We start from the raw sequence: 25559 nt of genomic DNA on the forward strand, positions 1-25559 counted from the left end.
TATGGTGCAGAACTACTTCGAAGGTTCGTACATCACCGGAGTCCGACGAGGAGCGCCATGCTCGAGACCCTGACCGTCAAGTCGGTCGAGCCTTACGAGGATCTTCCCTACGAGTGGGTGAGCGCGACCGCGGAGTTCGCGGTCGACCCCGCCGATCCGGCCAACGCCCGCATCGTGGATCTCGACCGGGCCCCGCGCGGCGCCGACGGGCGAGTCCGGTTCGACGCCGACGTGCGTCTGCTGCGCCCGGTGCGCGGCGGTAACGGCCGTGCCCTGTTCACGGTGCCGAATCGCGGTATGACGATGGGGCTTCCCTTCAACGGCCCGTCCGATACGCTGCTGTCCCCGCTGACATTCGACCCGACGGCAGTGCCGCCCGCCGGAGATGCCTTCTTGCTGCGGCGCGGCTGGACCATCGCCTGGTGCGGCTGGCAGTGGGACGTCCTTCGCTCGTCCGGGGCGCTGGGACTGACCGCGCCGGTCGCCGAGGTGGAGCCCGGGCGGCTGCGGGTGGAATTCCGGCCGGATTTCGATCAGGCCGAACACGCGTTGAGCGACTCCTCGCCGCTGGCCCGCTTCAGCGAGTACCCGACCGCCGATGTGCACGATCCCGAGGCCACCCTCACCGTCCGCACCGCACCCATGGCGACGGCGCGGATCGTGCCCCGGTCGGAATGGCGATTCACCAGCCCGACCAGCTTCGCGATCGATGGCGGTTTCCGCGCCTTTCACACCTACCGGCTGGTGTATCGGTCATCGTTCGCACCGGTTGTCGGGGCCGGCCTGCTGGCATTGCGGGACTTCGGCGCCCACCTGCGTGCCGAGCACGAGTACGTCTTCGCGTCCGGGGTGTCGCAGTGCGGCCGGGCGCTGCGGCAGTTCCTGTTCGAGGGCCTCAACGTCGACGAATCCGGCGCACAGGTATTCGACGGGGTGTTCAGCCTGATCGCCAGCGCGCGACGGGGAGAGTTCAACCAGCGCTACGGACAGCCCGGCCTGACCCATCCGCTGACTCCCGCGTACGGCGCACCGCTGGACACCACGGCGCTGCTGGCCCGCCAGCGCGCGATCGGCGGCACCCCGAAGATCATGTTCACCAACAGTTCCTGGGAGTACTGGCGCGGTGACGCCGCACTGATCCACCAGGACGCCCGCACCGGAGAGGACCTCCCCGAGGATCCGGACGCCCGGGCCTACCTGATCGCCGGTACCGACCACATCGGCCGGGTCCCGGAACTCAAGAAGCTCATGCCGACGGCCAATCCCGGCAACGACCTGGAACCCGCGCTCGCACTGCGCGCGCTGTTCGTCCAACTCGAACAATGGGTCTGCGACGGCCTCGAGCCCGCGCCCAGCCAGGTCCCCCGCCGCGCCGACGGGACCGCCACCACCCGCGAGCACGTCCTCGACCGTATTCGCGCCGCGTTTCCGGACGCCGCGCTCCCCGACGTCGACTACCTGCCGTGGACCCCGATCATCGACCCCGACAGCACCGCCTGTCCGGTCGAACTCGGCGATCCGCTCATCGCGCTGGTGTCGGACGTCGACGAACACGGCAACGAGATCGCCGGTATCCGCCTACCCGACCTCGCCGCCGGAACGGCCGCGTACACCGGCTGGAACCCCCGCGCCCACATCGACGGCCTGCCCGACGTGCTCTACGAGATGATGGGCAGCCACCTGTCGCCCCGGACCCCGGCCGCACCGGATCACTCCGCGATCCGCGACGCCGCCAATGCCTTGGTAGACAAGAGGTTCCTGCTGCCGCAAGATCTCGACCAGGCCATCGCCAACGCGACCGGCCACACACCAGACCTTCCCGGAGCCGAGTGATCCGCTGCGGCGCAAAGCTTTTCACACACGCCGCGCAGGTTGAGTTCACGGTGCACCTGCGAGCAGTACCGAGCGTGCCTCGAACCACATGACGGGAGTGCGCCACCGGTTGCCGTGGTCGGTCCGGACGGGCCTGCGATAACCGGTCGTGTCGGAACCACGTGGGCCACACGCCCCACGGCATTCGAGGGTGAAGCCGGCCGACAGCTGGGTGGCGTGGCCGAGGGGGGTCTACAGTCCGTAGGTCGCGATGAGCTGTGCGGTCGTGATCGTGTGGGCCTTGATGTCCGCGCGTGCCGTCGCGTTGTCGACGCCGTCGGGCAGTCGCAGGGACACGGTATCGAGGGCGTACACGGTCACGACGTAGCGGTGTGGCGGGCCGGGAGGCGGGCATGGGCCGTCGTAACGGGGATCGCCGCCGGCATTGGCGGCCTGCCGGGCCAGCGGGGTGTGCGCGAGCAGACCTTCGGGCAGTGCGGTGACGTTCGGCGCGATGTCGAAGGCCACCCAGTGCCATGCGCCGCCGGGAGTGGGCGCGTCCGGGTCGTGCAGTGTCACGGCATAGCTCTTGACTGTGCTGGGCGCGCCGGACCAGCGCAGGTCGGGCGAGCGGTCCTGGCCGCCGCACAGTGGTAAGCGCTGGGCGGGGCCGACGGTCGACCCGTTCGGCATGGCGGTACTGGTCACCGTCATGGGAGGGGTCGCGGACGAGGGCGCCGCGGTGAGGGGAAACGCGGCGAACGCGATGATGGCCAGTGCGCAGGGTAGACGCCGAGACTTCATGCGGTGACCTCCTGTAGTCGAAATCGATTGCCGTCGTGGTGTTCTCGTCGCTCCGCGAGGCCGAGCCGTTCGACCCCGGCGCTCATCGGGTCGCCTCCATCGCTTGCATCGGTTGCCGGCCGCCGCGTTCGGCGTGAGCCTGTGCCCAGCGACCGGTGGAAATCAGACCGAGCAGCACGGTCGCACCGCCGCAGCAGGCGAGCAGGGTCCAGGCGATATGACTCGCCGAGACGAATCCGGCCGAGCTACCTGCAACGATAGATCCACACACCGCCACACCGATCGCCGCGCCGGTCTGGCGGAAGGTCGAGGCGATCGCACCGGCGACTCCGGCCTGATCGCGCGGCAGCCCCGACAGGGCGGTATTGGTGATCGGGGTGCCGACCAGGCCGGCGCCCGCCCCGTACAGCAGGTAGGCGAGCACGAGATACCAGACGCTCGTCTCGCGGTCGGCCCCGATCAGCAGACCGGTTCCCGCCGCCAGCAGCAGTCCCGCGAATACCAGCGCCGGCCGGGGCCCGCGAGCGGCCACGATACGTCCGGAGACGACCGAGAACACCGCCATCGCGGCCGCCATCGGAATCGTGAGCAGGCCCGCGCCCAACGGACTGTAGCCGCGGATGTCCTGTAGGTAGAGCGTGTTGAGGAACAGGAATCCGCCGAGAGTCATCAAGGCGACCAGCGCGATGAGCGCCGCTCCGGAGAACGCCGGGCTGCGGAAGAACCGGATGTCCACCAGCGGCTCGAACCGCCGTCGTTCGACCGCGATCAGTCCGGCCGCCGACGCCACAGCCACAGCGAACAACACGACGATCAGTGGCGAGCCCCAGCCGTGCCGGGGCCCTTCGATGACCGCGGCGGTGACCGGGCCGAGCAAGGTGACGACGAGCAGTTGGCCGAGCGGGTCGAATCGCTTACCGCGCACCGCCTTGGACTCGGGCACGAACCGCTGGGTCAGATAGATGGCCAGGACACCGATCGGCACATTGATCCAGAAGATGGAACGCCAGCCCAGGCCGCTGATCAGCAGGCCACCGAGGACGGGACCACCGGCCAGGCTCACCCCCGCCACGGTCCCCCAGGCACCGACCGCACGAGCGCGCGCGGCCGGCTCGGTGAAGGTGGTGGCGATGATCGACATGGCGACCGGATTGAGCATCGACCCGCCGACGGCCTGCATCGCACGGCAGGCGACCAGGACCTCGAGGGAGGGCGAGATGCTGCACAGCAGGGAGCCGAGCGAGAAGATCGCCAGGCCGATCTGGAAAATACGCCGCCGGCCGAACCTGTCGGCCAGTGAACCCGAGAACATCAGCAGGCACGCGATGACCAGCGTGTAGGCGTCGATCGCCCACTGCAGGCCGCTGACCGGCGCATGCAGGTCCCGCTGGATCGAAGGCAGCGCTACGTTGACGATCGTCACGTCGAGTCCCGCCACGAACACGCTCAGGCAGCAGGTCAGCAATACAACCGTGCGCCCACGCGGCGACAGTGTGTGCGGAGTTTCCACTGAAATACTCCTGTCAGAGGCGGACGGGTAGTCGCGCCACACCGTGGATGAGCGTGCTCTCCCGCCAGATCAGACGCTCCGGCTCCTCGGCGAGGGCCAGATCCGGGAACCGTTGGACGAGGGTGTGCAAGGCGATCTCACCCTCGAGCCGAGCCAGCGGGGCGCCGAGGCAGTGGTGTATCCCGTGGCCGAACGCGACGTGCCCGGTGGTGTCGCGGGTGATATCCAGTTCGGCCGGCTCGTGGTAGCGGTCCGGGTCGCGATTGGCCGACACCAGCGAGACGAGTACCACCTCATCGGCCGGGATCGTGGTCCCAGCGAACTCGACCGGCTCGGTGGTGTAGCGCAAGGTCGCGAGGTTGACCGGGCCGTCGAAGCGCAGAATTTCCTCGACGGCGCCGGGCGCCAGAGACGGATCGGCGCGCAACGCGGCGAGCTGATCGGGGTGGCGCAGCAGAGCCAGCACACCGTTGCCGATCAGATTGACCGTCGTTTCGTGCCCGGCTACGAGCAGCAGGGACGCCGTCGACATGGCCTCGCCGAGGGAGAGTGATTCACCGTCCTCGGAGGCCTGGACGATCGCCGAAAGCATGTCGTCGCCCGGGTTTTCGGCCTTGTCCTGGACGAGCCGAGCCAGGAATTCACGCACCGCTGCGGCCGCGGCGATGCGCTCGTGCTGCGGCGAGACCGCGAGCAGCGTGTTCGACCAGGCGCGGAAATCGTCGCGCGCGTCCTCGGGTACGCCGAGAAGCTCGCAGATGACGGTCATGGGCAGCGGAAAGGCGAACTCGTCGATCAGATCGACACTGGCCCCACCGGCGCCCTCGCGCGCCATCGAGTCGGCCAGCCGGTGCGCGATCTCCTCGATGCGAGGCCGCATCCGCGCGACCGCCCGCGGCGTGAACGCGTGGTTGACCAGCTTGCGGAGCCGAGTGTGGTCCGGCGGGTCGGTGTTGAGCATATGCCCGGCCATGGAGTCGCCGAGCCTTCCTCCGTCACGCGGGATCGATTGCCGGTCAAGGATTTCGACGTATCTGGCGGCATGCTTGGACAGGCGCGGATCGTTCAGCGCGGGCCGGACGTCCTCGTAGCGGGTGACCAGCCAGGCGGTCAGGCCCGTCGGCATGGTCACCCGCACGACCGGGGACTCCCGGCGCAACCGTTCGTACAGCTCGTTCGGGTCGGTGAAGAATCGGCCATTCAGATCGATGGTCGTTGGGTGCGTCATCGAGCAGCTTCTTTCTCCGGCGGCGTGATATCCGACCGGGCGTCAACGGATTTCGTAGGTCCCCTCCAGCCGGGCGCGACCGCCGACATGGCCCGCCATCGCGGTGATCGCCTGGTCCAGGGTGAACCCGGCCGACAGTCCGGAGGCCTGGTCGAGGGCGAACAACTGGAAGACATAGGCGTGCGGCCCGTGTGATCGAATCGGCATCGGCCCGGCCCAGCCACGCCGGCCGAGCGGGCCTTTGCCGTGCTGGATGCCCGGAACCGGGCTGGGGTCGGCGAGGGCGTTCTCCGGGATGCCGTGCAGCGCGGGGTCGATCCCCAGAGCGAGGGCGTGACTGGCCGGCTTGCCCATAGGGACGTCGGGATCTTGCACGATGAGCACCAGTTCGACGGTGCCGTCCGGTGGCTGTGTCCAGGTGAGGGCGGGTGAGATGTTCGCACCGAAAAGCCTGCCGCGATGCCTGTCCGGTATGGGCGCCCCGTGATCGAAGGCGGGGCTGGTCAGGGTGAAGTTCTCCGGGGCTTGCAGGTCGGGGCGGGCCCAGACCAGGGTGTGGTGGCCGGCGCGCCGGTTACGCAGCGCAACGCCCAGGGGGTTTGCGGGCATGCTTCGTCTCCTTGGTGAGCGATCCATGGTTCAAGCTCTTAGGTATACTAAAGGTGTTCTTTTAGGTATACTAATGAACTATGGAGACGGAGGCAACCGCTGAAAATTCCGGCGTTCTCGACGAGACCGGACTCGGCGCCGAGGTGCGATCGGCGGTGGGCCGGCTCTATCGCCGGTTCCGTAGCGAACTTCCAGCGGGCGAACTCGGCGATACGGCCCTCGAGGTCCTCACCTACCTGCACAAGCGCGGCCCACGAACCCTCACCGAACTGAGCGAAGCCGGTCGCGTCGCCCCCGCGTCGATGAGCCAGACCCTGAACCGGCTCACCTCGGCCGGTTACGCGATCCGCACCCCCGACCCGAACGACCGCCGCAAGGTGCTGTTCCGCACCACCACCGAGGGCGCCACACTCGCCCGCGCCACTCGCAGCCAGCGCAACGCCTGGCTCGATGCCCAACTCGCCGCACTCAGCCCCGAGGATCAGCGCACGGTCGCCCGCGCCTGCGAACTACTCGGCGCCATCGCCGACTCGTGAACTTCCCTACCGCAACAGTGTCGGTTCGTGGGGTTGCGCGGTCGCCGCGATCTGGTCGACCAGTGCGGCAAGGGATTTCGTGATCGCCGGGGACTTCGAGGCGAGGCCGGTGAGGCCGCTGGAGACAAGAGCCTCGGACATGCCCCTGTAGGTGAGCAGGCCTCGGCGGGTCGGGAAAACCAGCACGCGGCGGCGGTCGGTGTCGTCGACCTTGCGATGCACGAGGTTGTCGGCGATCATCGCGTCGATCAGCCGGGTCAGCGTCGCGGAGTTGAGCAGGGTGGCGTCGACCAGCTGCGACATCGACAGCCCCTCGGCCGCGGTGACCGCGTTCAGCACATGCCAGCGGCCGACCGCCGATTCACCCAGACAGGTGGCGATCGCCCGATCCAATTCCTGTGACGCCCGTCGCACGAGCCGAGCGAGATCATCCAGAGCGGTCAGGGCGGTGCTATCGTCCACACCAGCACTGTACAGCGTCGTATGAATTATTTTCATCAGCAAGCATTCGGGTGGTGGTTCCCGTGGCGAACCGGGACCTTCGCGACACGGTCGACATTGCCCTGGTGGTGCCGCTGAGCGGGCCCGCCGGAATGTTCGGACCGTCTACCGAGGCCTGTGCCGAACTCGCACTGGACGATATCAACGCCGCGGGCGGCATCCTGGACCGCCGAGTGCGGCTGCATCCGGTCGACGCGGGTGCGCCGCTGCCGGTGCTGGCCGCGCGGGTCGAGGAGATGGTGGGCCGCGGCCTGGTCGACGGAGTGGTGGGCTGGCATCTGTCCAACGCGCGCAAGGTGATAACGCCGCAGACGGCCGGGCGCGTGCCGTACGTCTACACCACCTTCTACGAGGGTGGCGAGAACTCCGACGGCGTCTACATGGTCGGGGAAACCCCTGAGCAACAACTGTTTCCGGCACTGCGCTGGATGCGCGCGGAACTGGGCGTGCGGCGCTGGTGCGTGATCGGCAACGACTATGTCTGGCCCCGCGAAACAGCGCGGGCGACAATCGAATTCGCTGCGAAAACAGATATCGATGTGGTCGGCTCGGCCTTCGTCCCGCTCGGCGGGCGTGACTTCACCGCCGCATTGGACCTGATCCGCGACTCCCCCGCGCACGGCGTCCTGCTGCTCATGGTGGGTGCGGACGGCGCGGCCTTCAACCGCGCGTTCGCCGCGGCCGGACTCGACGAGCGTCGCGTCCGGCTCAGCATGATGATCGCCGAGGATGTGCTGCTGGCCGGTGGACCCGGAAGTACACATGGATTGTTCACCGCTTCAGGGTTTTTCGAGAGCGTGGTTTCTCGGGAGAGCATGGATTTCGGCAGCCGGTACACGGCCCGATTCGGCTCGAACGCACCGGCACTGAACAACATCGGCGAATCCTGCTACGAGGGACTGCTGCTGTTCGCCTCGCTGGCCAGGCAGGCCGGGAGCCTGAACCTGCGCGCCATCGAGAACACCGCCTCGCACGTCACCTATCACGGTCCGCGCGGCGAGGTCAGGGTGCGCGGAACACATACCACTCAGCCGGTATACGTCGCCGGAGCCGACCTGCTCCGCTTCGAGGTCCGGGCGGAACTGACGGCCTGAGCGCGGGAACGACATCGGCAGCGGACCTCGGGAACCCTGTCCGCTGCCGACCCCTCGTCAGTCCCGCGCGGGCGCCAGGTCGAGATCCTCGGCCACCACCGTGCTCGTATAGGACGGCTTCTGGCACTGGTCGCCACAGTCTTTGGTGAGCGTGCAGGTCAGCGAGGACACCGGCCCGCCATGGAATGGACAGTCGTGCACCATATCCGGCAGTTCGTAGCGCTTGCCGTCCACCACGTCGAGCAGGGTCTGCCCCGCCCACAGCGGTTCCTTCTCGATCTCCTCACGCAGCGGATTCGGCCGCACCAGATAGTATTTGCCGCCGGTGGCCAGCGCGATGACCGGCGCCAGCACGACCGCCACCGCCAGGGCGAGATACGGAGACCATGCCTCGAGGAACGAGCCGAACGCCCCGAAGTAGGCCGCGATCGATAGAGCCGACCCGGCCAGCATCGAGACGAAACCGACCGGATTGATCGCGTAGAGGTACGCCCGCTTGAACTCGATATACGGCGGACTGATCTTCAGAATCCCCTTGTTGATCACCAGATCCGCGACGATCGCGCCCACCCAGGCGATCGCGACGTTCGAGTAGAACCCCAGGATCGTGTTCAAGACCGTGAACATATTGCCGAGCATCAGCGACAGTGCGATCGCGATGTGCAGCGCCAGCCACACCACCCGCCCGGGGTGGATGTGCAGTACGCGGCTGAAGAAGTTCGACCACGACAGCGATCCCGAATACGCGTTCGTCACATTGATTTTGATCTGCGACAGCAGCACCATCACCGTCGCAACGGTCAGTGCCGCGGCGTGACTGTGCAGGAGCGAGCCGTAACCGCCGAGGAACTGCTCGATCGGCTCGGTGGCCCGGCTGAAACCGACCTGTCCTGCCACATAGAAGGCCAGGAACGCGCCGCACAGCTGTTTGGCCGCACCCAGGATCACCCAGCCCGGCCCGGCCGCCAGGACCGCACCCCACCAGCGCAGCGGCGGTGTCTCCGACTTCTCCGGCATGAATCGCAGATAGTCGACCTGCTCGCCGATCTGGGCGATCAGCGACAGCGCCACGCCGGCGCCCGCACCGACCGCGACGGCGCTCACCCGATGACTGCCGCCGTTCCCGGCCCATGCCAGAAACCCGTGCACGCCATGCGGATCGCCGATGGCGATCATCACCAGCGGCGCCGCGAACAGGATCAGCCACAGCGGCTGGGTCCACACCTGGAACTTCGCCAGCGCCGACATGCCGTACAGCACAAGGGGAATGATCAGCAGCGAACCGATCACGTAGCCGAACGGAAGCGGAATGTGGAAGGCCAGCTTCATGGCCTGAGCCATGATCGATCCCTCCAGCGCGAAGAAGATGAAGCAGAAGCTGGCGTAGATCAGGCTGGTCAGCGTCGAGCCGAAGTATCCGAAACCCGCTCCGCGAGTGAGCAGGTCCATGTCCAGGTTGTACTTGGCGGCGTAATAGGCGATCGGAATGCCGGTGAGGAAGATCGTCACGGCCGCCACCAGGATCGCGATGACGGCACTGGCGGATCCGTGCGTGACCGCGATGGACGCGCCGATCGAATAATCGGCGAGGTAGGCGATGCCGCCGAGCGCGGCGACCGCACAGGCCATCGGGCTCCAACGGCGGAAGGACTTCGGCGCGTAGCGCAGTGAGTAGTCCTCGATGTTGTCGCGTGCGGCCCACTCCTGGAACCGTCGCCATCGGGTGGTTGTGCTCATGATGCCGTTCTCCTAGCAGTCGGGGGGCTGGTACAGCCCGCAGGACCCAACGAGAACCGACCATAGGGTCAACAGTTTCAAATGAATATACTTCATTTGAATATTTACTTGCCGGATACGGGACGCTGATCTCGTAACTCGTACTTAATGCAGCCGTTTCGCATACGAGACAGGTGAGCATTTTCATCATAGTCATCTGAAATATGCACAAATGAAAGTAATATCGAGGCGAACCCGAACCAGGAGTTGCGCAATGCCCTACTACGAGTTCGCCTGCACCGCCTGTGGCAGCTTCGACCGCTTCCACCGCATGGCGGAGGTCCCCGACACCGTTGCCTGCCCGGGCTGCACCGGCGCCGCGCGGCGGCGCATGACCGCCGGGGCGCTGCTGCACACCGGCTCGACCGCGACGCGCCTGCTCGACGCCACCGCCGGCACCGCCGACCGGCCCGCCGTCGTGAGCGCCCCGCCCGGCGGCGGGCGCGTTCGGACAACCCGAAACCCACTGCACGCCAAGCTCCCCCGTCCCTGAGTCCCGAGGAGGCACCGATGCCCGAACTGCTGTACCCGCTCGATTCGGCCAAGAAGTTCACCGACCAGAAGCTCGTCGGCCACAACCGCTGGCATCCGGATATCCCGCCCGCCGCCACCGTCACCCCGGGCACGGAATTCCGGGTCCACGTGCGCGAGTGGTTCGACGGCGCGATACACAACGACGACTCCGCCGAGGATGTGCGCGACGCGCCGCTGTCCACCGTGCACTGCCTGTCCGGTCCGTTCGCCGTCGAGGGGGCAGAGCCGGGTGACCTGCTCATCGTGGACATTCTCGACATCGGTCCCATCCCGCAGGAGGATTCCGGCCCGCTGGCGGGCCAGGGCTGGGGTTACACCGGCATCTTCCCCACCGACAACGGCGGCGGCTTCCTCACCGAGCACTTTCCCGACGCGTACAAGGCCATCTGGGATTTCCGCGGCCACACCACCAGCTCACGGCATATTCCGGGCGTCCGGTTCACCGGCATCACACACCCCGGCCTCATGGGCACCGCGCCCTCACACGAGTTGCTCACCACCTGGAACACCCGGGAGGCCGCGCTGATCGCCACCGATCCGCAGCGGGTGCCGCCGCTCGCGCTGCCGCCCGAACCGCGAGACGCCGTGCTCGGCGCGCTGACCGGCGACGACCACGAACGGGTGGCCGCACAGGCGGCACGCACCGCTCCGCCCCGCGAGAACGGCGGCAATCAAGACATCAAGAACCTCACCCGCGGCAGCCGCGTGTTCTATCCCGTGTTCGTCCCCGGCGCCAACCTGTCGGTCGGCGATCTGCACTTCTCCCAGGGCGATGGCGAGATAACCTTCTGCGGCGCAATCGAAATGGGCGGATTCATCGATCTGCGGGTCGATCTGATCAAAAACGGTATGGAGCTGTACGGCGTCACCGAGAACGCGATCTTCCAGCCCGGCAACGAAGGTCCGGTCTACTCCGAATGGCTGGCCTTCTCCGGCACCTCGGTCACCCTCGACGGCGAACAGCGATATCTGGACTCCCAGTTGTCGTTCGAGCGCGCGTGCCTGCACGCCATCGACTACCTGAGCAAATTCGGCTACAGCCGCGAGCAGGCCTACCTCCTACTGGGCGCGGCGCCGATCGAGGGCCGCTTCTCCGGCGTGGTCGACATCCCGAACTCCTGTGCGACCATCTACATCCCCACCGCGATCTTCGATTTCCCGATCACGCCGACAGCCGGCGGGCCGGTCCGGATCGATCCGGGCCCCGGCGCACCGCACGCCGCCCGCTGATGGGCGGCTGTCACCCCCGCTTCACTGTCCCCCGGACAGATCGGCGGACAGGTCGCGCACCTCGACGCCCTCGGGAATCTGCACCTCCGCGACAAGCTCTGGGCGGTCGTCGAATTCCAGGCGCAGCGCCCGGCAGATGGTGGCGTGCATGTCGTACATCGTCGTGATGTAGGTCAGCTCCAGGATTTCCGGGTCGCTGAGGTTCGCCTTCAGTACCGCGAACACCTCGTCCGGCACCCGGCCGCCGTCGTGGACCAGGCCGTCGGTGTAGGCCAGTACGGCGCGTTCGAGTTCGGAGAAGTTTTCGCTGAGTTGCCAGTGCGGGATCGCGGCGATCTTCTCCTCGGGCACGCCGAGCGAGCGCATCTGCTTACAGTGCTGCGAAAAGACGAACTGACTGCCGCGGGCATATCCGGCCCGGCACTGACCGAGCTCCCGCAGCGCCGGATCCAGTGTGGCGTTGCGGTAGACGCCGAAACCCCGGACCGCATGGCGGAATACGTCCGGCGATTGGGCGAATACGGTCCACCAGTCGCCGGGGGTTCCGTGAATGGTGCCGTGGTCGACGGCGGGGTCCTTGTCGGGGCCGAACAGGCGATCGTAGAAGGACAGGATCCTCTCGTCGGTCACTTCGGCGCGGGGCACTTCACGTAGACGCGGCATGGCGCGTAATCCTCTCGGGTCGTGGCGATTTGGCCGCGCACTCACGGCACGCGGCAGTCGCGGATCGTGCTACAGGCCGGCCGACACGCGGCGATCGGCGGCGGTCTTCGGCTCGTGGGATACATCGGCGTCGGTGAAAGTGCGAGTCCAGCACGCGAATTCGAGCAGTATCCCATCGGGGTCCTGGAAGTAGAACGAGCGCACGAACGTTCCCGCGTGCACCTCGCGCGAGACGCCGGAGCGACTGTCGTCGTGGTTGAGGATCCGGCTGACCTTGATGCCGTCGGCCCGGACCCGCTCGTAATACTCGTCGAACCGCTCCGGCGGGACCGCGAACGCCACATGGTTCATCGACCCCACCCCGCTGAGCAACTCGCCCTCGTCGGGCAGGCCCTTCGGCGCCGCGAGCCCCGGACTCGCCTCGGGCGCGTCGGCGAGCCAGAAGAAGGCGATGCTGTTTCCGCCACCGCAGTCGAAGAAGAAGTGCTGCCCCAGATCACCGGGCAGTTCGATAGTCTTGACCAACGGCATGCCGAGTGTCCCCGAATAGAAGTCGATGGTCCGCCGCATATCGGAACAGACCAGCGCCAGGTGGTTGATCCCGCCCAGTTCGTATTTCGGGTTGGAGGCGTTCATGGGTAATCCTTCCACTGCCCATAAAATGACTTGACAGTCATGTCATGTTATTGGATAGTGTGGTCCGTGGCGAAGTCATCTGTCAATACCGCTCCCCCCGCCGCAGCCGACACTCTGACACCGCGGGGCCGCCGGACGCGCGAGGCGTTACTGGATGCCGCCCGGACGGTCTTCGAGTCCGCCGGATTCCTCGATACCCGAGTGGAGCAGATCTCCCAGGAGGCGGGCGTCTCCTACGGAACCTTCTATCGCTACTTCGAGTCCAAGGAAGATGTCTTCGGCGAGTTGAGCACGCGGCTGTTCGAGGATATGCACCGCCGCGACCCGGCCGCGGCGGATCTGTCCCCGGCCGCCAAATTGATCGCCGCCAACCGCTCCTACTACCGGGCGTACCGGCGCAATGCCCGGATGATGGCGATCGTCGAGCAGGTCGCGACGTTCAACGAGGAATTCCGGCAGCTGCGGCACGAGCACCGCCGCCAGTTCATCGACCGGACCGCGCGGGCCATCGCCCGCTGGCAGGGCGAGGGCCTGGTCCGCCCGAAACTCGACCCCGAGCTGGCCGCTCGCGTCATGGCCGCGATGGTCGATCATACCCTCTACCTGTGGCTGATCCAGGGCGAGGACGCCGACGAGGACGCCCTGCTCGACACCCTCGACCGGATGTCGGTCGGCGCACTCGGACTCGACCCGGACGAGAAGTAACACGAGACCGGCCACGTGCGGCAGCCATCGGGCGCCCGCCACGACGCACGAACGAGAATTCACCCCCGGAAGAGGTTCCCCCGCATGGACGACCTGGCCGATCGCTTCTTCGCCGCCGTCAGCGCCGGCGACGCGGCGGCGCTGACCGACATGTACGCACCCGACGCGCGCATCTGGCACAACGACAAGAACTCCGAGGAGACCGTCGCGCAGAATCTGCGGGTGCTGCGCTGGCTGTCGCGAACCGTGGAAAACCTTCGCTACGAGGATATCCGGCGATATCCGCTGCCGGAGGGCTTCGCACAGCAGCACGTCGTACGCGGTCATCTGCCGGGGCACGGCCCCCTGGAGGTGCCCGCCGGATTGTTCGTGCAGGTGCGGGACGGTCGCATCACCCGGATCGACGAGTACGTCGACTCCGCCGCGATTCGGCCGCTGTACGCGGTGTCCGCCTCGGCCGGGGAGCGGTGATGACGACCGACCGACCCGGCCCCATCGCCGAATTGACCTCGCAGATGCGGACATTCATCGACGAGGAGGTCATCCCGCAGGAGGCCGCACTGATCCGGGACGACGATGCCGCCCGCGCGGCACTGGCCGGGCTGCGCGAGCGCGCCAAGGAACTCGGCCTGTGGGCACTGGGCCATCCGGCCGAAATCGGCGGCGGCGGAGTGCCGTTCCTCGATTTCGTCTACCTCAACGAGATCATCGGCCGTTCGGAGTTCGGCCAGCTGGCCGTCGGTTCGGTCTCCATGCAGGACACCCTCATGCTGCACCGGCACGGCACCGACGAACAGCGCCGCCGCTGGATCCCGCCCATGGTGACCGGCGATATCCTGCCGTCGGTGGGACTGACCGAACCGGAGGTCGCCGGCTCGGATCCCACCCTCATCGCCACCCGCGCCGAACTCGACGGCGACACCTGGATCATCAACGGGCACAAGTGGTTCACCACCGGAGTCGCGCAGGCGGCGTATTGCACGGTGTTCGCCAATACCGAATCCGACTCCGTGCCCAGGCATTCCAGGATCAGCGCGATCATCGTGCCGACCGATACGCCCGGCTTCGAGATCGTCCGCTCCATCCCCACGATGGGCCACGACCCGAGCGATCATTACGAGGTGCGGCTCACCGACGTGCGTGTCCCGGCCGCGAGCCTGCTGGGCGAGCGTGGCAAGGGCTTCGCCGTAGCACAGGATCGCCTCGGCCCCGGCCGGATCTTCCACTGCATGCGCTGGCTCGGACAGGCGCAGCGAGCCTACGAACTGATGTGCGCACGGGCCAACACCCGGTACGCGCACGGCTCCCTGCTCGCCGAGAAGGGCGAAATCCACCGGTACATCGCCGAATCCGCCGCCGAGATCCACGCCGCCCGGCTGATGACCCTCGACGCGGCCCGCGCGATGGATGCCGGGGAGGACTACCGGGTACGGGTCGGACTGATCAAGTTCTGGGGTGCGCGCATGCTGCACAACGTCATCGACCGCGCCATCCAGGTGCACGGCGCGCTCGGCCTGACCGCCGACACGCCGCTCGAGCGGATGTACCGGCAGGCCCGCTACGCCCGTGTCTACGACGGGCCCGACGAGGTGCACCGCATGTCCACCGCGCGCCGTCTCCTGAAGTCTCCCGAGTCCGCGCCATGGCTGTGATGCCGGAATCCCCTGCGTCCGAAACGATCACGCTGGCCGTTGGCGTCGGCACGGTGCTGGGCGCCGTGACCGGACACACCATCACCGACGTCGATCTACGGCAGTTCACCGGGGGCGCCAGCAAACAGGTCTACGCCGTGAACGCGCGCGACCCGGCGGGCGCTCCCGTGCGAGCCGTGCTGCGCCGCGATCCGCCCGGACACGGTGATCCCGCCCGGATGCGGGCCGAGGCAGCCTGTTTGCGGGCGGCTGCCGTGGCCGGTGTCCCCGTCCCGGCTGTTCTGGCGACCGGCGACACCGCACCCGGAATCGATGCGCCGTATCTGCTGATGGACATGATCGAGGGCGAGTCGATTCCCCGTAAGCTGCAACGAAATCCGGAGTTCGAGCCGCTGCGTACCCACCTCACGGGTGACCTGGGCCGGGTACTCGGCCTGATCCACCGCACCGCGCTGGACACACTGAGCCTGCTCGACGACCACGACCCGCTGGACGCGATCGAGCAGATCTATCGTGATCTCGACGATCCCCGTCCGGCCGTCGAAATGGGCCTGCGCTGGCTCCGCGATCATCCGCCCGTTCGCCGCCCGACCGCTCTGGTGCACGGCGACTTCCGGCTCGGCAACTTCCTCATCGCCCCGGACGGCATCCGCGCGGTATTGGACTGGGAACTGGCGCATCTCGGCAATCCGGTCGAGGACCTGGGCTGGTTGTGTGTACGCGCCTGGCGCTTCGGCGCACCGGCGCCCGTCGGCGGCCTGGGCACCCGTGACGAACTCCTGGACGGCTACGAACGATCCACCGGCACCCGGCCGACAGCGGAGGAACTGCGGTGGTGGGAGGTCTTCGGAACACTGAAATGGCTGGTGCTGAGCAGATTCCAGGCCCAACGCCACCTCGGCGGGTCCGAGCGCTCGCTCGAACTCGCCGCCATCGGGCGGCGGGTCTGCGAATCCGAGTACGACCTGCTGGCCGTGCTGGGGCTGCTCGACGAATCCGTGTGCGTCCCAGCGCCGTCGGATCCGGCCCCCACCGTCCACGATCGTCCCGGCATCACCGAGATACTCGATCTCGTCGGCGAAACACTCGGCGAGGAGATCGGCCCCACACTGACAGCGGACCAGCAGCGCCAGCGATTCCTGATGCGCATCTGCGCCAACCTGCTCGGCACCGCCGCCCGTGAGTTGCGCGCCGGAACCGCGCCCGCCGACGAGGTCGGGCGGTTACTCGGTGCGGTGGGGTGCACATCGGAGGCGGATCTGGCCGCACGCCTGCGTGATGGGTCATTGTCGTACTCGGACAACGATGTTCGTCACGTTGTCTCCCTCGCGGTCATCTCCCGTCTAGAGGTCGCGAATCCCCGATACCTCGGGTAGTCCGGTCGAGCCCTCACCTCGGCAACCTTCACCCACCCGGCGTGAGCCCACACCATCCTCAGTGGCCCCGGCGCTCCGAGATGGCTTCCGTCATCCCCACACAGTGCGGTGCCGTCATCCGCCGTGCCGAGACCGTTATCCCGACGTGCCGAGATCCCGTCGTTCTGGCGGGATTTTGGCTGGGATCCATCGTGCCCCGTTGGCCCCGGTGGATTCCGGCCAAAGCACGCCGGAACGACGATGGACGACAATGCATACCTGCGTCTGCACGAACAACGCCCGCCCGCAGGGACGAACGTGTCCGCGCAATCGTCACATCACGAGAACTGTTCACGCAGTTCGCGTTTGAGCACCTTCCCGGTCACATTCTTCGGCAGCGACTCCACGAATTCGACCCTACGAGGCACTTGGAACCCACCGAGGTGGTCGCGGCACCCGGCGATGATGTCGTCCGCCGATGCGGCGGCGTCCTCGCGCAGCACGACCACCGCGCACACCACCTCACCCCAGGTGTCGTCACGCACACCGATGGCTGCGGCCTCGGCGACGGCCGGATGCCGGTACAGGGCCTGTTCGACGGATAGCGAGGCGACGTTCTCACCGCCGCTGATGATGAGATCCTTCTTCCGGTCGACGATGTAGACGAAGCCCTCCTCGTCCTGCCGGACCAGGTCGCCGGTGCGGAACCAGCCATCGGTGAACGCGTCCGCGGTCGCCTGCGGATCCTTCCAGTAGCCGACGGTCACCTGATCGCAGCGCGCGATCATCTCCCCGATCTGCCCGGTCGGCACATCGGTGAAATCGTCGTCGACGATGCGAATATCGGCCAGCCGCATGGGCTTTCCGGCCGAGGCGAGCAGTCCGGTCTCCCCGTGCGCCGCCCGGCGATGCGCGGCCTGATCCAGATGCAGCACATTGCCGGCCAGTTCGGTCATGCCCATACCCTGATAGAAATCGCAGCCGAACCGCTCGAGCCCCTCGCGCAGCACGGCGGCGGGGATGGCCGACGAGCCGTAGCCGACAGCCTCCAGGGTGTCCAGGGAATGTTTGTCCAGCTCCGGGTCCTGTAGCAGGAAGTTGATCATCGTCGGCGCCAAACCCGTTTGGGTGACCTGCCATTCGTCGACCAGGCGCAGGAAGGTCGCATTGTCGTAGGACCGCAGGATCCCGACGGTAGCGCCGATCAGATGGTTGATCAGGACAACGTAACCGCCGATGTGACATAGCGGGAAGCAGAACAGGAACACTGTCTCCTCCGGTATCCCCCATTGCAACGCGGAGGACGTGACGCCGGCCAGCAGATTCCGATGGGAGATCATCACCCCCTTCGGTGCGCCGGTCGTCCCGCTCGTGTACACCAGCCAGGCCGGATCGTCGGGGTTCGGCCGTCTCTCGGGCGCCTGTGCCGAAGCGCCCGAGACGAATTCGTCCCAGCCGACCGTCCCGATGGCCGCACCGATCGACACCACCGTGCGCACCGACGGGATGCGATCGCGGATGCGGTCCACGACATCGGCGAACTCCGGCGCGACGATCAGCACCCGGGCCTCGGAATGCTGTACGAGAGAGACGATCTGGTCCGGATGCAACCGAGCGTTGAGAATCGTCAGCGCCATGCCCGCCATAGGGACGCCGTAGTAGCACTCCAGATACTGCGTACAGTTCCCGGACAGGATCGCGACCCGGTCACCCGGCGCCGCGACGCCGAGCAACGCATTGGCCAAGCGGCGGCAGCGATCTCGCAGTGCCCGATAGTCGACCTGTTCCTGTTCGAAGCGCACCGCGATCCGGTCCGGGTGTTTGCGCGCGCCGTACTCGACGATGTCACCGATCAGCATCGGATATCACCGAATCGCCATCGGATTGACCGGTGAGCCGACACCCCGCGTGAACGGCAGCGGAGGTCCGGCGTAGAAGAAATCCCATCGTCCATCGGCCGCGCAGGCTTGGGAGAGATCCTCGAAATCCAGCATTTCCGCGAGCGTCACGCCCATATCGCGGATGAGCACCATATGCAGTTCGAACGCGCTGCCGGGATGCTCCCCGGGCATCACCTCGACCGCGAAGTTGTCCGAGCCGACGACCGCGACGTCCTTGTCGCGCAACCAGTTCGCGCACGCCAGGCTCAGCCCCGGCTCACCGGCCATGAAGCCGTGCGGGTCGCGCTCGACGAGGAACTTCTTACGCCAGCCCGTCCTGATCAGCAGGATGTCGCCCGCACCGATCTCCACGCCCTGCGCCGCGGCGACCGCGTCGAGTTCGTCGGGCCCGATCGCGACGCCCGCCTCGAGCCAGTCGACACCCTGCGCACGAGCTATGTCCAGTAGCACACCGCGTCCGGCGATTCCGCCTGCCTGCGTGTGGATTCCGCACTTGTCCGCGCCCTTGACCGTCAGCCCGGCGCCGGGATGCCCGTTGTAGAGCTGATCGTCATAGTGCACATGCGCGAGCGAATCGTATTGCGACCCGGCCTGCAACGGCATGAACACGAAATCGTCGGCCCACTTGAACCCGCCCGGCAGCACCTGCTCCTGCCCGTTCTCCGACATCAGCCGGATCGGATTGATCCGCAGACCACCCGGCTGCGGCCCGTCGCCGTCGAGCGGAATGCCCAGCGCGAAGGTCTCACCGGTCCGAATCAGCCCCGCCGCGGCCAGCACCCGCTCGGGCGTGAGCAGATTCGTGGTCCCACGCTCGTCGTCGCTCCCCCATCGCCCCCAGTTACTGACCTCCCGGCCCAGTGCGCGCATATCGGGAACTTCAGGCATCGCTGCCTCCTCGCCTAACTAAATGACGTGACAGTCATGTCAACTTTTCCGCTCAGTGTGATCGACGGCACTATCGGTGTCAATAGAGCGACCGCGGAAGCCTGGCAAGGACGATGCCACCGGCTCGACAACGCCGGAGCCGATGGCGTCCCCACCGGCCAATCAGCCCGCCGAACCGCTGAACAGCTGCTGCGGAGACCCCACAGGAGGGGCAGGCGGCCGTGAGCCGTCCGGTACCGCGCGGGTGTACTGCGCCGCGGTAACCGAACCCGGCGTGAAATCGCCGGGCACCCAACGCGGCGCCGGGTACGCCCCGAGACAGACGTCGCAGGCGGCCGACATCGAATTCCACGCTCAGCACCGAGTACGCACGCCCACTCGGCGTCCCGATCGGATACATCCTGAGCCTGGCCCAGGCTGTCTGGTCACTCGGACATGCCTGCGGGCGGGCCCCGTTGGCAGACTGTCTCCTCGCATGCCAGACTCCGCACATGACCGAGGGGATCATCGGCGCGCTGGCTATCGCCAGGGCGGAGTTCGAGCGCAGGCTAACCGCCGTCACTGACGCCGACTGGGGTCGGCCGACACCGTGCACGGAGTGGAATGTCCGCCAATTGGTCAACCACATCGTCAGCCATGAGTATCGCTACGCCGACAACCTCGCGACAAACAACTCGGAGTACTACGTGGCCGCCCGCGACGACGACTTCCTCGGCGACGACCCGCACGGCTCCTGGCTCAGGGGCGTCGCTCTTCTCGATGAGGCAATAGCCAGGCTGGACAGCCTCGACACGACGATCAATTTCCTTCTCCCGCTGCCCGCCCGAGACGTACTACTCGTCCGTGTCTTCGAAGCCGCCGTGCACACCTGGGACCTCTCACGCGCAATCGGTTTCGACGAACGAATCGACGAGCGCCTCGCCATGCTGACATACCCACTATTGGAACGGATGATCCAAGCGCCGGCCACTCAGGCGTTCTTCGCGCCCCCGCAGGGCACCCTCCCGAGCACAGCAACGCCTCGAGATCGCCTACTGCACCTGGCAGGCCGCAAACCCTGATGCGAGCTCCAGTTCGCACACACCGATCCGGCCAAGCTTCACCGCGAAGACGACCGTGATGGATAGTATCTGAGGCGCTCAGTATGCCAGTGCTACAAGGAGACTCGAACGGATTGCCGACGCCTGGACTAGCCGGCACGGCCGCGCAGTGGGACCGCTGATCCGAGAACCATCGGCACGACTACTGCTCGCACAAGACTTCCCGGCGGTATACGCGATAGGCGGCTTCGGACGAACCGCGGGCGCCTACCACCCTCACCGGCTCTTGAAGTACTGCCCGGTCGGCGCGGCGGCGGTACGTACCAAGTCGGCGTACACAGATCCGGCAGTCGCCGTATGAACCAGCGCCAGATGCAGTTGGTGCACTCCGATTCGTTCCTCCCAGCCTGTCGCGAGCGGATGAATTTCCTGATAGCCGGCGATTATCCGGTCCAGGTACGGCGTGCCGCCGAACAGGCGCAAAGTGGCCAGATCGGTTTCCCGATGTCCGCCATGGGCGGCCGGATCTACCAGCCATACTCCCCCGCGACCCCAGAGCAAGTTGCCCGGATGCAAGTCGCCGTGAATTCTGGCCGGACTCTCGACCGGCGAGTCGACTCTGTCCAGAGCCATCTCGACGGCAGCGACGTCATCGGCGGTGAGACTGCCCGCATCCCTGGATTGGCGCAGATAGGGCTCGATTCGGCGCAGCCGGTACCAATCGAGCCACGCAGTGGTGCCGCTGGTCGGCGTGTTGTCCAAGGTTTCGGTACCGATATAACCAGCCCAATCGGCGCCGAAGTCCGGGCAGGGGGCCCGATGTAGCACAGCCAGTCGCCGACCGAAGTCCTCGGCACTCGCTGCAGCCGGTTCACCCTGATCAATCCATTCCAACGCGATTGCGCGCGAGTCCACCGCGATCACCCCGGGCAGCGGCGGTCCGCCCGGCACCGCAAGCCAGTGGAGCCCCGCTGCCTCCGCGGCGAAGAAGTCCGTGTGCGGCGTCACCGACAACCGTTTGGCGAACAGCTCACTGCCATCGTCCAACGTCAGCCGCTCCGCGATGCACACATCGCCGCCGGACACCGGAGTCACTCGAATTCGCTGATGCTCGAGGAACATTCCCAAGTGGCGCGGGTTGGCGCGAAGCCAATCGAGGTCCATCGGCGCGATGCTACGCCACTACCACCACACCTCCGGCGTGATCCAGTCCGGGCACGCCTTCAGCGCAGCGCCTGCGCCGCCTCTTTGCCCTGTTCGATATCGCGAGAAGAACAGCACAGCAGATCTATCCCGGCCTGATTGGCGGCAACCGCCCGGTTGCCGGTCGATCCGTAATGCGCGAGCGCTCCCGCCTCGAGTGCGTCGCTGACGACCAATCCCCGGAAACCGAGTTTCTGCCGCAGGTAATTCTGCACGATCACCGGCGACATACCCGCCGGACGGTTCGGATCCAGCGCCGGATAGATCGCCCAGGACATCATGACGTGCGCTACGCCCGCTTGAATCGCCCGAGTGAACGGGACCATATCGATACTGGTCAACTCCTGTGCCGACAATGTGATGGTGACGGGCACTTCGTCGGTATTCGCCCCCGCCGGCGCGGCCCCCAAGCCGGGAAAATGTTTCGCGCAGGCCGAGACCTTATTGCCCTGCAAGGTCCGGATGTACGCCTCCGCGCAGTCGCCCACCACCGCCGGGCGGTTGGAATAGCTGCGCTGATACTGATCGTCGAAATCCCCCGGCCTACGGTACACATCGAGCACGGGCGCAAGATTGGCATCGAGATTCGCCGAGGCCAGCACATGAGCGGCCGTGACCGCCTGGGCATCCGCAGCGCGCGAGACATCGGCGGCGGCCCCCACCTGCTTGGCGGACTGAGCCGGCCCACCAGGCAACCGATCGACCTGCCCACCCTCCTGATCCGTGGTCAACAACAGCGGCACCGGCGAAGCCTTCCGCAGCTCCGCGGCAACCTCGGCAAGCTGCTGCGTGGACGTAATATTGTCGGCGAAAAAGATCACACCCCCGACCTGGCTCTGCGAGGCCAGCGTGAGCAACTCCGCCGGAGGCGTGGGCCCCTTGTACGAATAGATGATCCGTCGCCCAGCAGGCAGAGTCGCGGCACCGGCGCGCATCGCCGGAAGCGCCGCGAGGCCGAGTGTGGCAGCAGACACCGAGGTCAAAAACCTTCGCCGGGCGAGCATACGTATCGTTCCGTTCGTTGGGCAGAATCGGATGAGGCGCCACCCACGGTAACCGCCACTCGGCACGGGCCAACGCCCGGTCGGCACCGCACCACTCACCCGCTGCTACATCCGACACCAGCCAATGAGCGCGTTCGTTGGTTCGTTCGAGTTCCGAGGCGATGGAGGCAGAGGTAACGCATCCAAGTTCAGGTGAGACGAACGTTCGCTACCACGATTAACGTTGCTATCACAACGATTAGATCCACTCGCCGTCCAGAATCCTGAACTCGGCGTGCTATCATTGCCATAGCAACGTTAATGTCCAGAGCATGGATTAATCGCGGCCCTTTGCAGCGACACAGACTCGGTAACGCTGCGATAGCAACGATAGGAGCGTCGATGACCAGGCCGAAACCCCGTCGGCGATCACGAGACGAGACAGGCCCCCTCAATTCCTTCGGAACCTACATCGCAGATCGGCGCCGCACTCTCGGACTGACCCAACTCGATCTCGCCGACCTTGCCGACGTCGGCGTCTCATCGGTGCGCACTTTGGAGGCAGGGCAGATGACACCAACCCTCGCCATCACTTTGCGCATCCTGGACGCCCTCGGGCTGGCACTCGTGAGCATGCCCTATGCGGATGCTTCGATCCTCGGCAACAGCACCGTTGAACTGCGCACCACAAAGGTCGATCAGTGACCAGACCGAGTGACATCACCCATCTGCGGACCGTCGAGGAAGCCGACGTGTACAAAGCCGGCATACTTGCCGGGCACCTCCGCCGCGAACGCGACGATGTCGTGTTCACCTATATCGACCATTATCTCGACGATTCCGCAGCACCGCCTGTCGCGTTCACCCTGCCGAAGCGAACAGATGCCTTCAGAGCAACTGGCGGGTCGGTCCCGCCCTTTTTTGCCGGCCTGATGCCAGAAGGCCTGCGCCTTACAGCCATTACCAGGGCCGCTCGTACCAGCGAGGATGATCACTTCAGCATTCTTTTGGCCGTCGGTGCCGATACCATCGGCGATATTCAGGTATTATCCACCGGAACAATCCCTGCGGACCCTCAGCCTCTGTTCGATCAATCCGACACCACGAGTGCGGACTTCACGGCACTGTTCACCCGCGCCACCTCCACCAACGCTGAAGAACTCGACCGCACTGCGCTGCCTGGAGTGCAAATCAAAGTCTCTGCCCAAATGATCTCGACACCGATTTCCGGTGCACGTGGACCGGCCATCCTCAAGCTCAACCCACCCGAATACCCACTCTTGGTCGAGAATGAGAACTTCTTTCTCGACATGGCTCACGAGTGTGGCATTCACGTTCCCAACCATCAACTCGCCGCTGACAGAAACGGCCGTACAGCACTGTTCGTCGATCGATTCGACCGCATCATCGAGCACGGCGAAGTTCGCCGCCTAGCCCAAGAGGACGCCTGCCAGGTCCTTGGCCGCTACCCTGCCGCAAAGTACCGGATCACGTTACAGGAAGCCATCAAAGCTCTCGCCGACGCGGTCACGACAGGCCGCGGCTCACATCTTGTGGCCACTCTCCAGATGCTCGAAATTGCAGCATTCAGCTACCTCATCGGCAACGGTGACCTCCACGGCAAGAACCTGTCGATCCGGCAAAACCCCGCCGGTACTTGGGAAGTCACACCGGCCTACGACCTGCTAACCACACAGCCCTACATGAGCTGGAACGACCCCATGGCCCTGTCGCTCTACGGACGCGATGCGAAACTCGCCTACCGCTGGTGGGCCGAAGCAGCCACCCGCCTCGGCATCAGCATCAGGGCCATGAATCGCAGCCTGACACGGATCCTCGACGCATCGGAATCCTGGACCAACCGAGTCGCCGAGATCGGGTTCGACGACAAAATCACTCACCGTCTCACAACATTGATCGCGGAACGGCGCGAACAACTCCGACCATCTAGAGTGTAATTGTCAGCGCGAAACCGCACCAACTTCCGACAGTGATCCTAGGCTCCAGATCGACCGTCGAGACCGTAGGGAAGCCAGAGACAATGCACGACCAGGCAGAATATCTAAAACCTTTCGTCATACCCGAGAACCAGCGGTTACTCGTAGGCCCGACCAGCGGCATCGTTAACCTTCCGACATATCTCGACTGGTCCGGCCACGCCAATTACGACCTCGATCGCCCCCGCAGAGTTGTCGACTTATACCGCACGGTGATCAACGAAGCCGCTAGCCCGACCGACCTGTACTCCTACCTCGACAATGCAGTTCTCAAACGACTCTAGCCCTATATCTATCTTCCTCTGCAGACCAAATGCGTCTGGGAAGATCGGTTCCCCGAACTCACACAACCAAACACTTCCAGCAAGAAATACGGTAATTAACCAGAAATGAGAATCAAGCTACACTGATCAATATTGCCGAACAGCCTGCCGATTCGGCATTACATCGTCAGGGGCGCGACGCGAAGACGCGGGCTGCACGCATCGCTTCCTTGACCGAGCCTTGGCTCTGTGGCATAGTTCTCAGCAGCGCTTGAGGTCAGTTGGATAAGACGCCCGCCTTCAATAGGCCTTTCGGGGTCTCCTTAAAGCGGGAGGTGTCCGTTCGAATCGGACCAGGCGTACATGGAAAGACTCCCGCTCACCCTAACGACGTCCCCAGCTCGACGCCAATTCAAGAAATTGGTGGGGAACAACAACCACTTGTTAATCACTATATTGATAGGACTGCACGGCGTCGGGTCAGGAGAATTGGCAGCAGGGGCTTCCTTCTCAACATCGTGGGCTCCCCAGGACCCATATGCCTCTGCGCAGCGCAGTCGGGAGTACGCACTGAAAGCCCAGCTTGCTTGGCTAACTGATGCGCTTGATTCATACCGCCGCTTGGTTAGCGAGCCGCCC

24 protein-coding genes and 1 tRNA gene are annotated in these 25559 nt (G+C 65.8%); 13 read left to right on the plus strand and 12 right to left on the minus strand.

The features are described 5' to 3' along the window. Positions 1-57: 57 nt before the first annotated feature. A complete protein-coding gene (locus tag JZ791_RS06760; protein ID WP_216893313.1) occupies positions 58-1833 on the plus strand; it encodes an alpha/beta hydrolase domain-containing protein in 1776 nt (591 codons plus the stop codon). Positions 1834-2064: 231 nt separating this feature from the next. Here the strand turns inward: JZ791_RS06760 and JZ791_RS06765 are convergent, their stop codons facing one another. The 4 genes from JZ791_RS06765 to JZ791_RS06780 all read right to left on the minus strand — a co-directional run bounded on the left by JZ791_RS06765 (position 2065) and on the right by JZ791_RS06780 (position 5963). Next, positions 2065-2616: a YbhB/YbcL family Raf kinase inhibitor-like protein gene (locus JZ791_RS06765; protein WP_216893314.1), complete on the minus strand. Its 552-nt coding sequence runs from the start codon at positions 2614-2616 to the stop codon at positions 2065-2067. Between the two features lie 82 nt (positions 2617-2698). Beyond that, complete coding sequence (locus tag JZ791_RS06770; protein WP_438804487.1) at positions 2699-4132, minus strand: MFS transporter; 1434 nt, start codon at positions 4130-4132, stop codon at positions 2699-2701. Between the two features lie 7 nt (positions 4133-4139). Beyond that, a complete protein-coding gene (locus JZ791_RS06775; protein ID WP_216893316.1) occupies positions 4140-5354 on the minus strand; it encodes a cytochrome P450 family protein in 1215 nt (404 codons plus the stop codon). 42 nt (positions 5355-5396) lie between these two features. Next, positions 5397-5963, minus strand: a complete 567-nt coding sequence (locus JZ791_RS06780; protein WP_216893317.1) for a YbhB/YbcL family Raf kinase inhibitor-like protein — start codon at positions 5961-5963, stop codon at positions 5397-5399. An 80-nt stretch (positions 5964-6043) separates the two neighbouring features. On the opposite strand from JZ791_RS06780, the gene JZ791_RS06785 reads away from it, so the two are divergent. Further along, positions 6044-6499 carry a MarR family winged helix-turn-helix transcriptional regulator gene (locus JZ791_RS06785; RefSeq protein WP_216893318.1) on the plus strand — a complete coding sequence of 152 codons (456 nt, stop codon included), beginning with the start codon at positions 6044-6046 and terminating at the stop codon, positions 6497-6499. Between the two features lie 6 nt (positions 6500-6505). On the opposite strand, the gene JZ791_RS45980 is transcribed toward JZ791_RS06785, so the two are convergent. Beyond that, positions 6506-6961: a MarR family winged helix-turn-helix transcriptional regulator gene (locus JZ791_RS45980; protein ID WP_216893319.1), complete on the minus strand. Its 456-nt coding sequence runs from the start codon at positions 6959-6961 to the stop codon at positions 6506-6508. Positions 6962-7023: 62 nt separating this feature from the next. On the opposite strand from JZ791_RS45980, the gene JZ791_RS06795 reads away from it, so the two are divergent. Further along, positions 7024-8094, plus strand: coding sequence for a substrate-binding domain-containing protein (locus JZ791_RS06795; RefSeq protein ID WP_308162807.1), 1071 nt, complete (start codon positions 7024-7026; stop codon positions 8092-8094). Between the two features lie 57 nt (positions 8095-8151). On the opposite strand, the gene JZ791_RS06800 is transcribed toward JZ791_RS06795, so the two are convergent. Then, positions 8152-9831, minus strand: a complete 1680-nt coding sequence (locus tag JZ791_RS06800; RefSeq protein WP_216893320.1) for a purine-cytosine permease family protein — start codon at positions 9829-9831, stop codon at positions 8152-8154. 253 nt (positions 9832-10084) lie between these two features. Here JZ791_RS06800 and JZ791_RS06805 point away from each other — a divergent pair, with 253 nt between their 5' ends. Continuing rightward, the gene (locus JZ791_RS06805; RefSeq protein ID WP_216893321.1) at positions 10085-10363 is read left to right on the plus strand and encodes an FmdB family zinc ribbon protein; all 279 of its coding nucleotides are present in this window, start codon (positions 10085-10087) and stop codon (positions 10361-10363) included. 17 nt (positions 10364-10380) lie between these two features. Continuing rightward, positions 10381-11634, plus strand: a complete 1254-nt coding sequence (gene fmdA, locus JZ791_RS06810) for a formamidase (protein WP_216893322.1) — start codon at positions 10381-10383, stop codon at positions 11632-11634. 21 nt (positions 11635-11655) lie between these two features. Here the strand turns inward: fmdA and JZ791_RS06815 are convergent, their stop codons facing one another. Then, positions 11656-12297, minus strand: coding sequence for a carboxymuconolactone decarboxylase family protein (locus tag JZ791_RS06815; RefSeq protein WP_216893323.1), 642 nt, complete (start codon positions 12295-12297; stop codon positions 11656-11658). Between the two features lie 69 nt (positions 12298-12366). After that, on the minus strand, positions 12367-12933 hold the full coding sequence (locus tag JZ791_RS06820; protein WP_216893324.1) for a VOC family protein: 567 nt from the start codon (positions 12931-12933) through the stop codon (positions 12367-12369). 66 nt (positions 12934-12999) lie between these two features. Between JZ791_RS06820 and JZ791_RS06825 the strand changes: the two genes are divergently transcribed. The 4 genes from JZ791_RS06825 to JZ791_RS06840 all read left to right on the plus strand — a co-directional run bounded on the left by JZ791_RS06825 (position 13000) and on the right by JZ791_RS06840 (position 16666). Next, entirely contained in the window at positions 13000-13638 is a 639-nt protein-coding gene (locus tag JZ791_RS06825) for a TetR/AcrR family transcriptional regulator (protein ID WP_216893325.1), read from the plus strand. An 84-nt stretch (positions 13639-13722) separates the two neighbouring features. Then, positions 13723-14109, plus strand: coding sequence for a nuclear transport factor 2 family protein (locus tag JZ791_RS06830; protein WP_216893326.1), 387 nt, complete (start codon positions 13723-13725; stop codon positions 14107-14109). Then, positions 14109-15290 (plus strand): acyl-CoA dehydrogenase family protein, encoded by a 1182-nt coding sequence (locus JZ791_RS06835; protein WP_216893327.1) that lies wholly within the window; start codon positions 14109-14111, stop codon positions 15288-15290. The genes JZ791_RS06830 and JZ791_RS06835 overlap by 1 nt, the downstream gene beginning before the upstream one ends. Further along, entirely contained in the window at positions 15281-16666 is a 1386-nt protein-coding gene (locus JZ791_RS06840; RefSeq protein WP_308162808.1) for a phosphotransferase family protein, read from the plus strand. Before JZ791_RS06835 ends, JZ791_RS06840 begins: the two co-directional genes overlap by 10 nt. 317 nt (positions 16667-16983) lie before the next feature. Here JZ791_RS06840 and JZ791_RS06845 read toward each other — a convergent pair whose 3' ends face one another. Beyond that, positions 16984-18504, minus strand: coding sequence for a long-chain-fatty-acid--CoA ligase (locus JZ791_RS06845; protein ID WP_216893328.1), 1521 nt, complete (start codon positions 18502-18504; stop codon positions 16984-16986). Between the two features lie 6 nt (positions 18505-18510). Beyond that, complete coding sequence (locus JZ791_RS06850) at positions 18511-19434, minus strand: cyclase family protein (RefSeq protein WP_254205313.1); 924 nt, start codon at positions 19432-19434, stop codon at positions 18511-18513. Between the two features lie 491 nt (positions 19435-19925). On the opposite strand from JZ791_RS06850, the gene JZ791_RS06855 reads away from it, so the two are divergent. Further along, the gene (locus tag JZ791_RS06855) at positions 19926-20495 is read left to right on the plus strand and encodes a TIGR03086 family metal-binding protein (protein WP_216893329.1); all 570 of its coding nucleotides are present in this window, start codon (positions 19926-19928) and stop codon (positions 20493-20495) included. A gap of 255 nt (positions 20496-20750) precedes the next feature. Here JZ791_RS06855 and JZ791_RS06860 read toward each other — a convergent pair whose 3' ends face one another. Next, a complete protein-coding gene (locus tag JZ791_RS06860; RefSeq protein WP_216893330.1) occupies positions 20751-21638 on the minus strand; it encodes a fructosamine kinase family protein in 888 nt (295 codons plus the stop codon). Positions 21639-21697: 59 nt separating this feature from the next. Continuing rightward, on the minus strand, positions 21698-22651 hold the full coding sequence (locus JZ791_RS06865) for a glycoside hydrolase family 3 N-terminal domain-containing protein (RefSeq protein ID WP_308162809.1): 954 nt from the start codon (positions 22649-22651) through the stop codon (positions 21698-21700). Between the two features lie 411 nt (positions 22652-23062). Here JZ791_RS06865 and JZ791_RS06870 point away from each other — a divergent pair, with 411 nt between their 5' ends. The 3 genes from JZ791_RS06870 (at position 23063) to JZ791_RS06880 (ending at position 25282) form a co-directional block, all read left to right on the plus strand. After that, positions 23063-23365, plus strand: a complete 303-nt coding sequence (locus tag JZ791_RS06870; protein WP_216893332.1) for a helix-turn-helix domain-containing protein — start codon at positions 23063-23065, stop codon at positions 23363-23365. Next, complete coding sequence (locus tag JZ791_RS06875; protein ID WP_308162810.1) at positions 23362-24618, plus strand: type II toxin-antitoxin system HipA family toxin; 1257 nt, start codon at positions 23362-23364, stop codon at positions 24616-24618. Before JZ791_RS06870 ends, JZ791_RS06875 begins: the two co-directional genes overlap by 4 nt. A gap of 569 nt (positions 24619-25187) precedes the next feature. Next, positions 25188-25282: transfer RNA gene (locus JZ791_RS06880), tRNA-OTHER, on the plus strand. Positions 25283-25559: the final 277 nt, after the last annotated feature.

This window comes from Nocardia alni (genome assembly GCF_019038435.1).
GTDB lineage: Bacteria > Actinomycetota > Actinomycetes > Mycobacteriales > Mycobacteriaceae > Nocardia > Nocardia alni.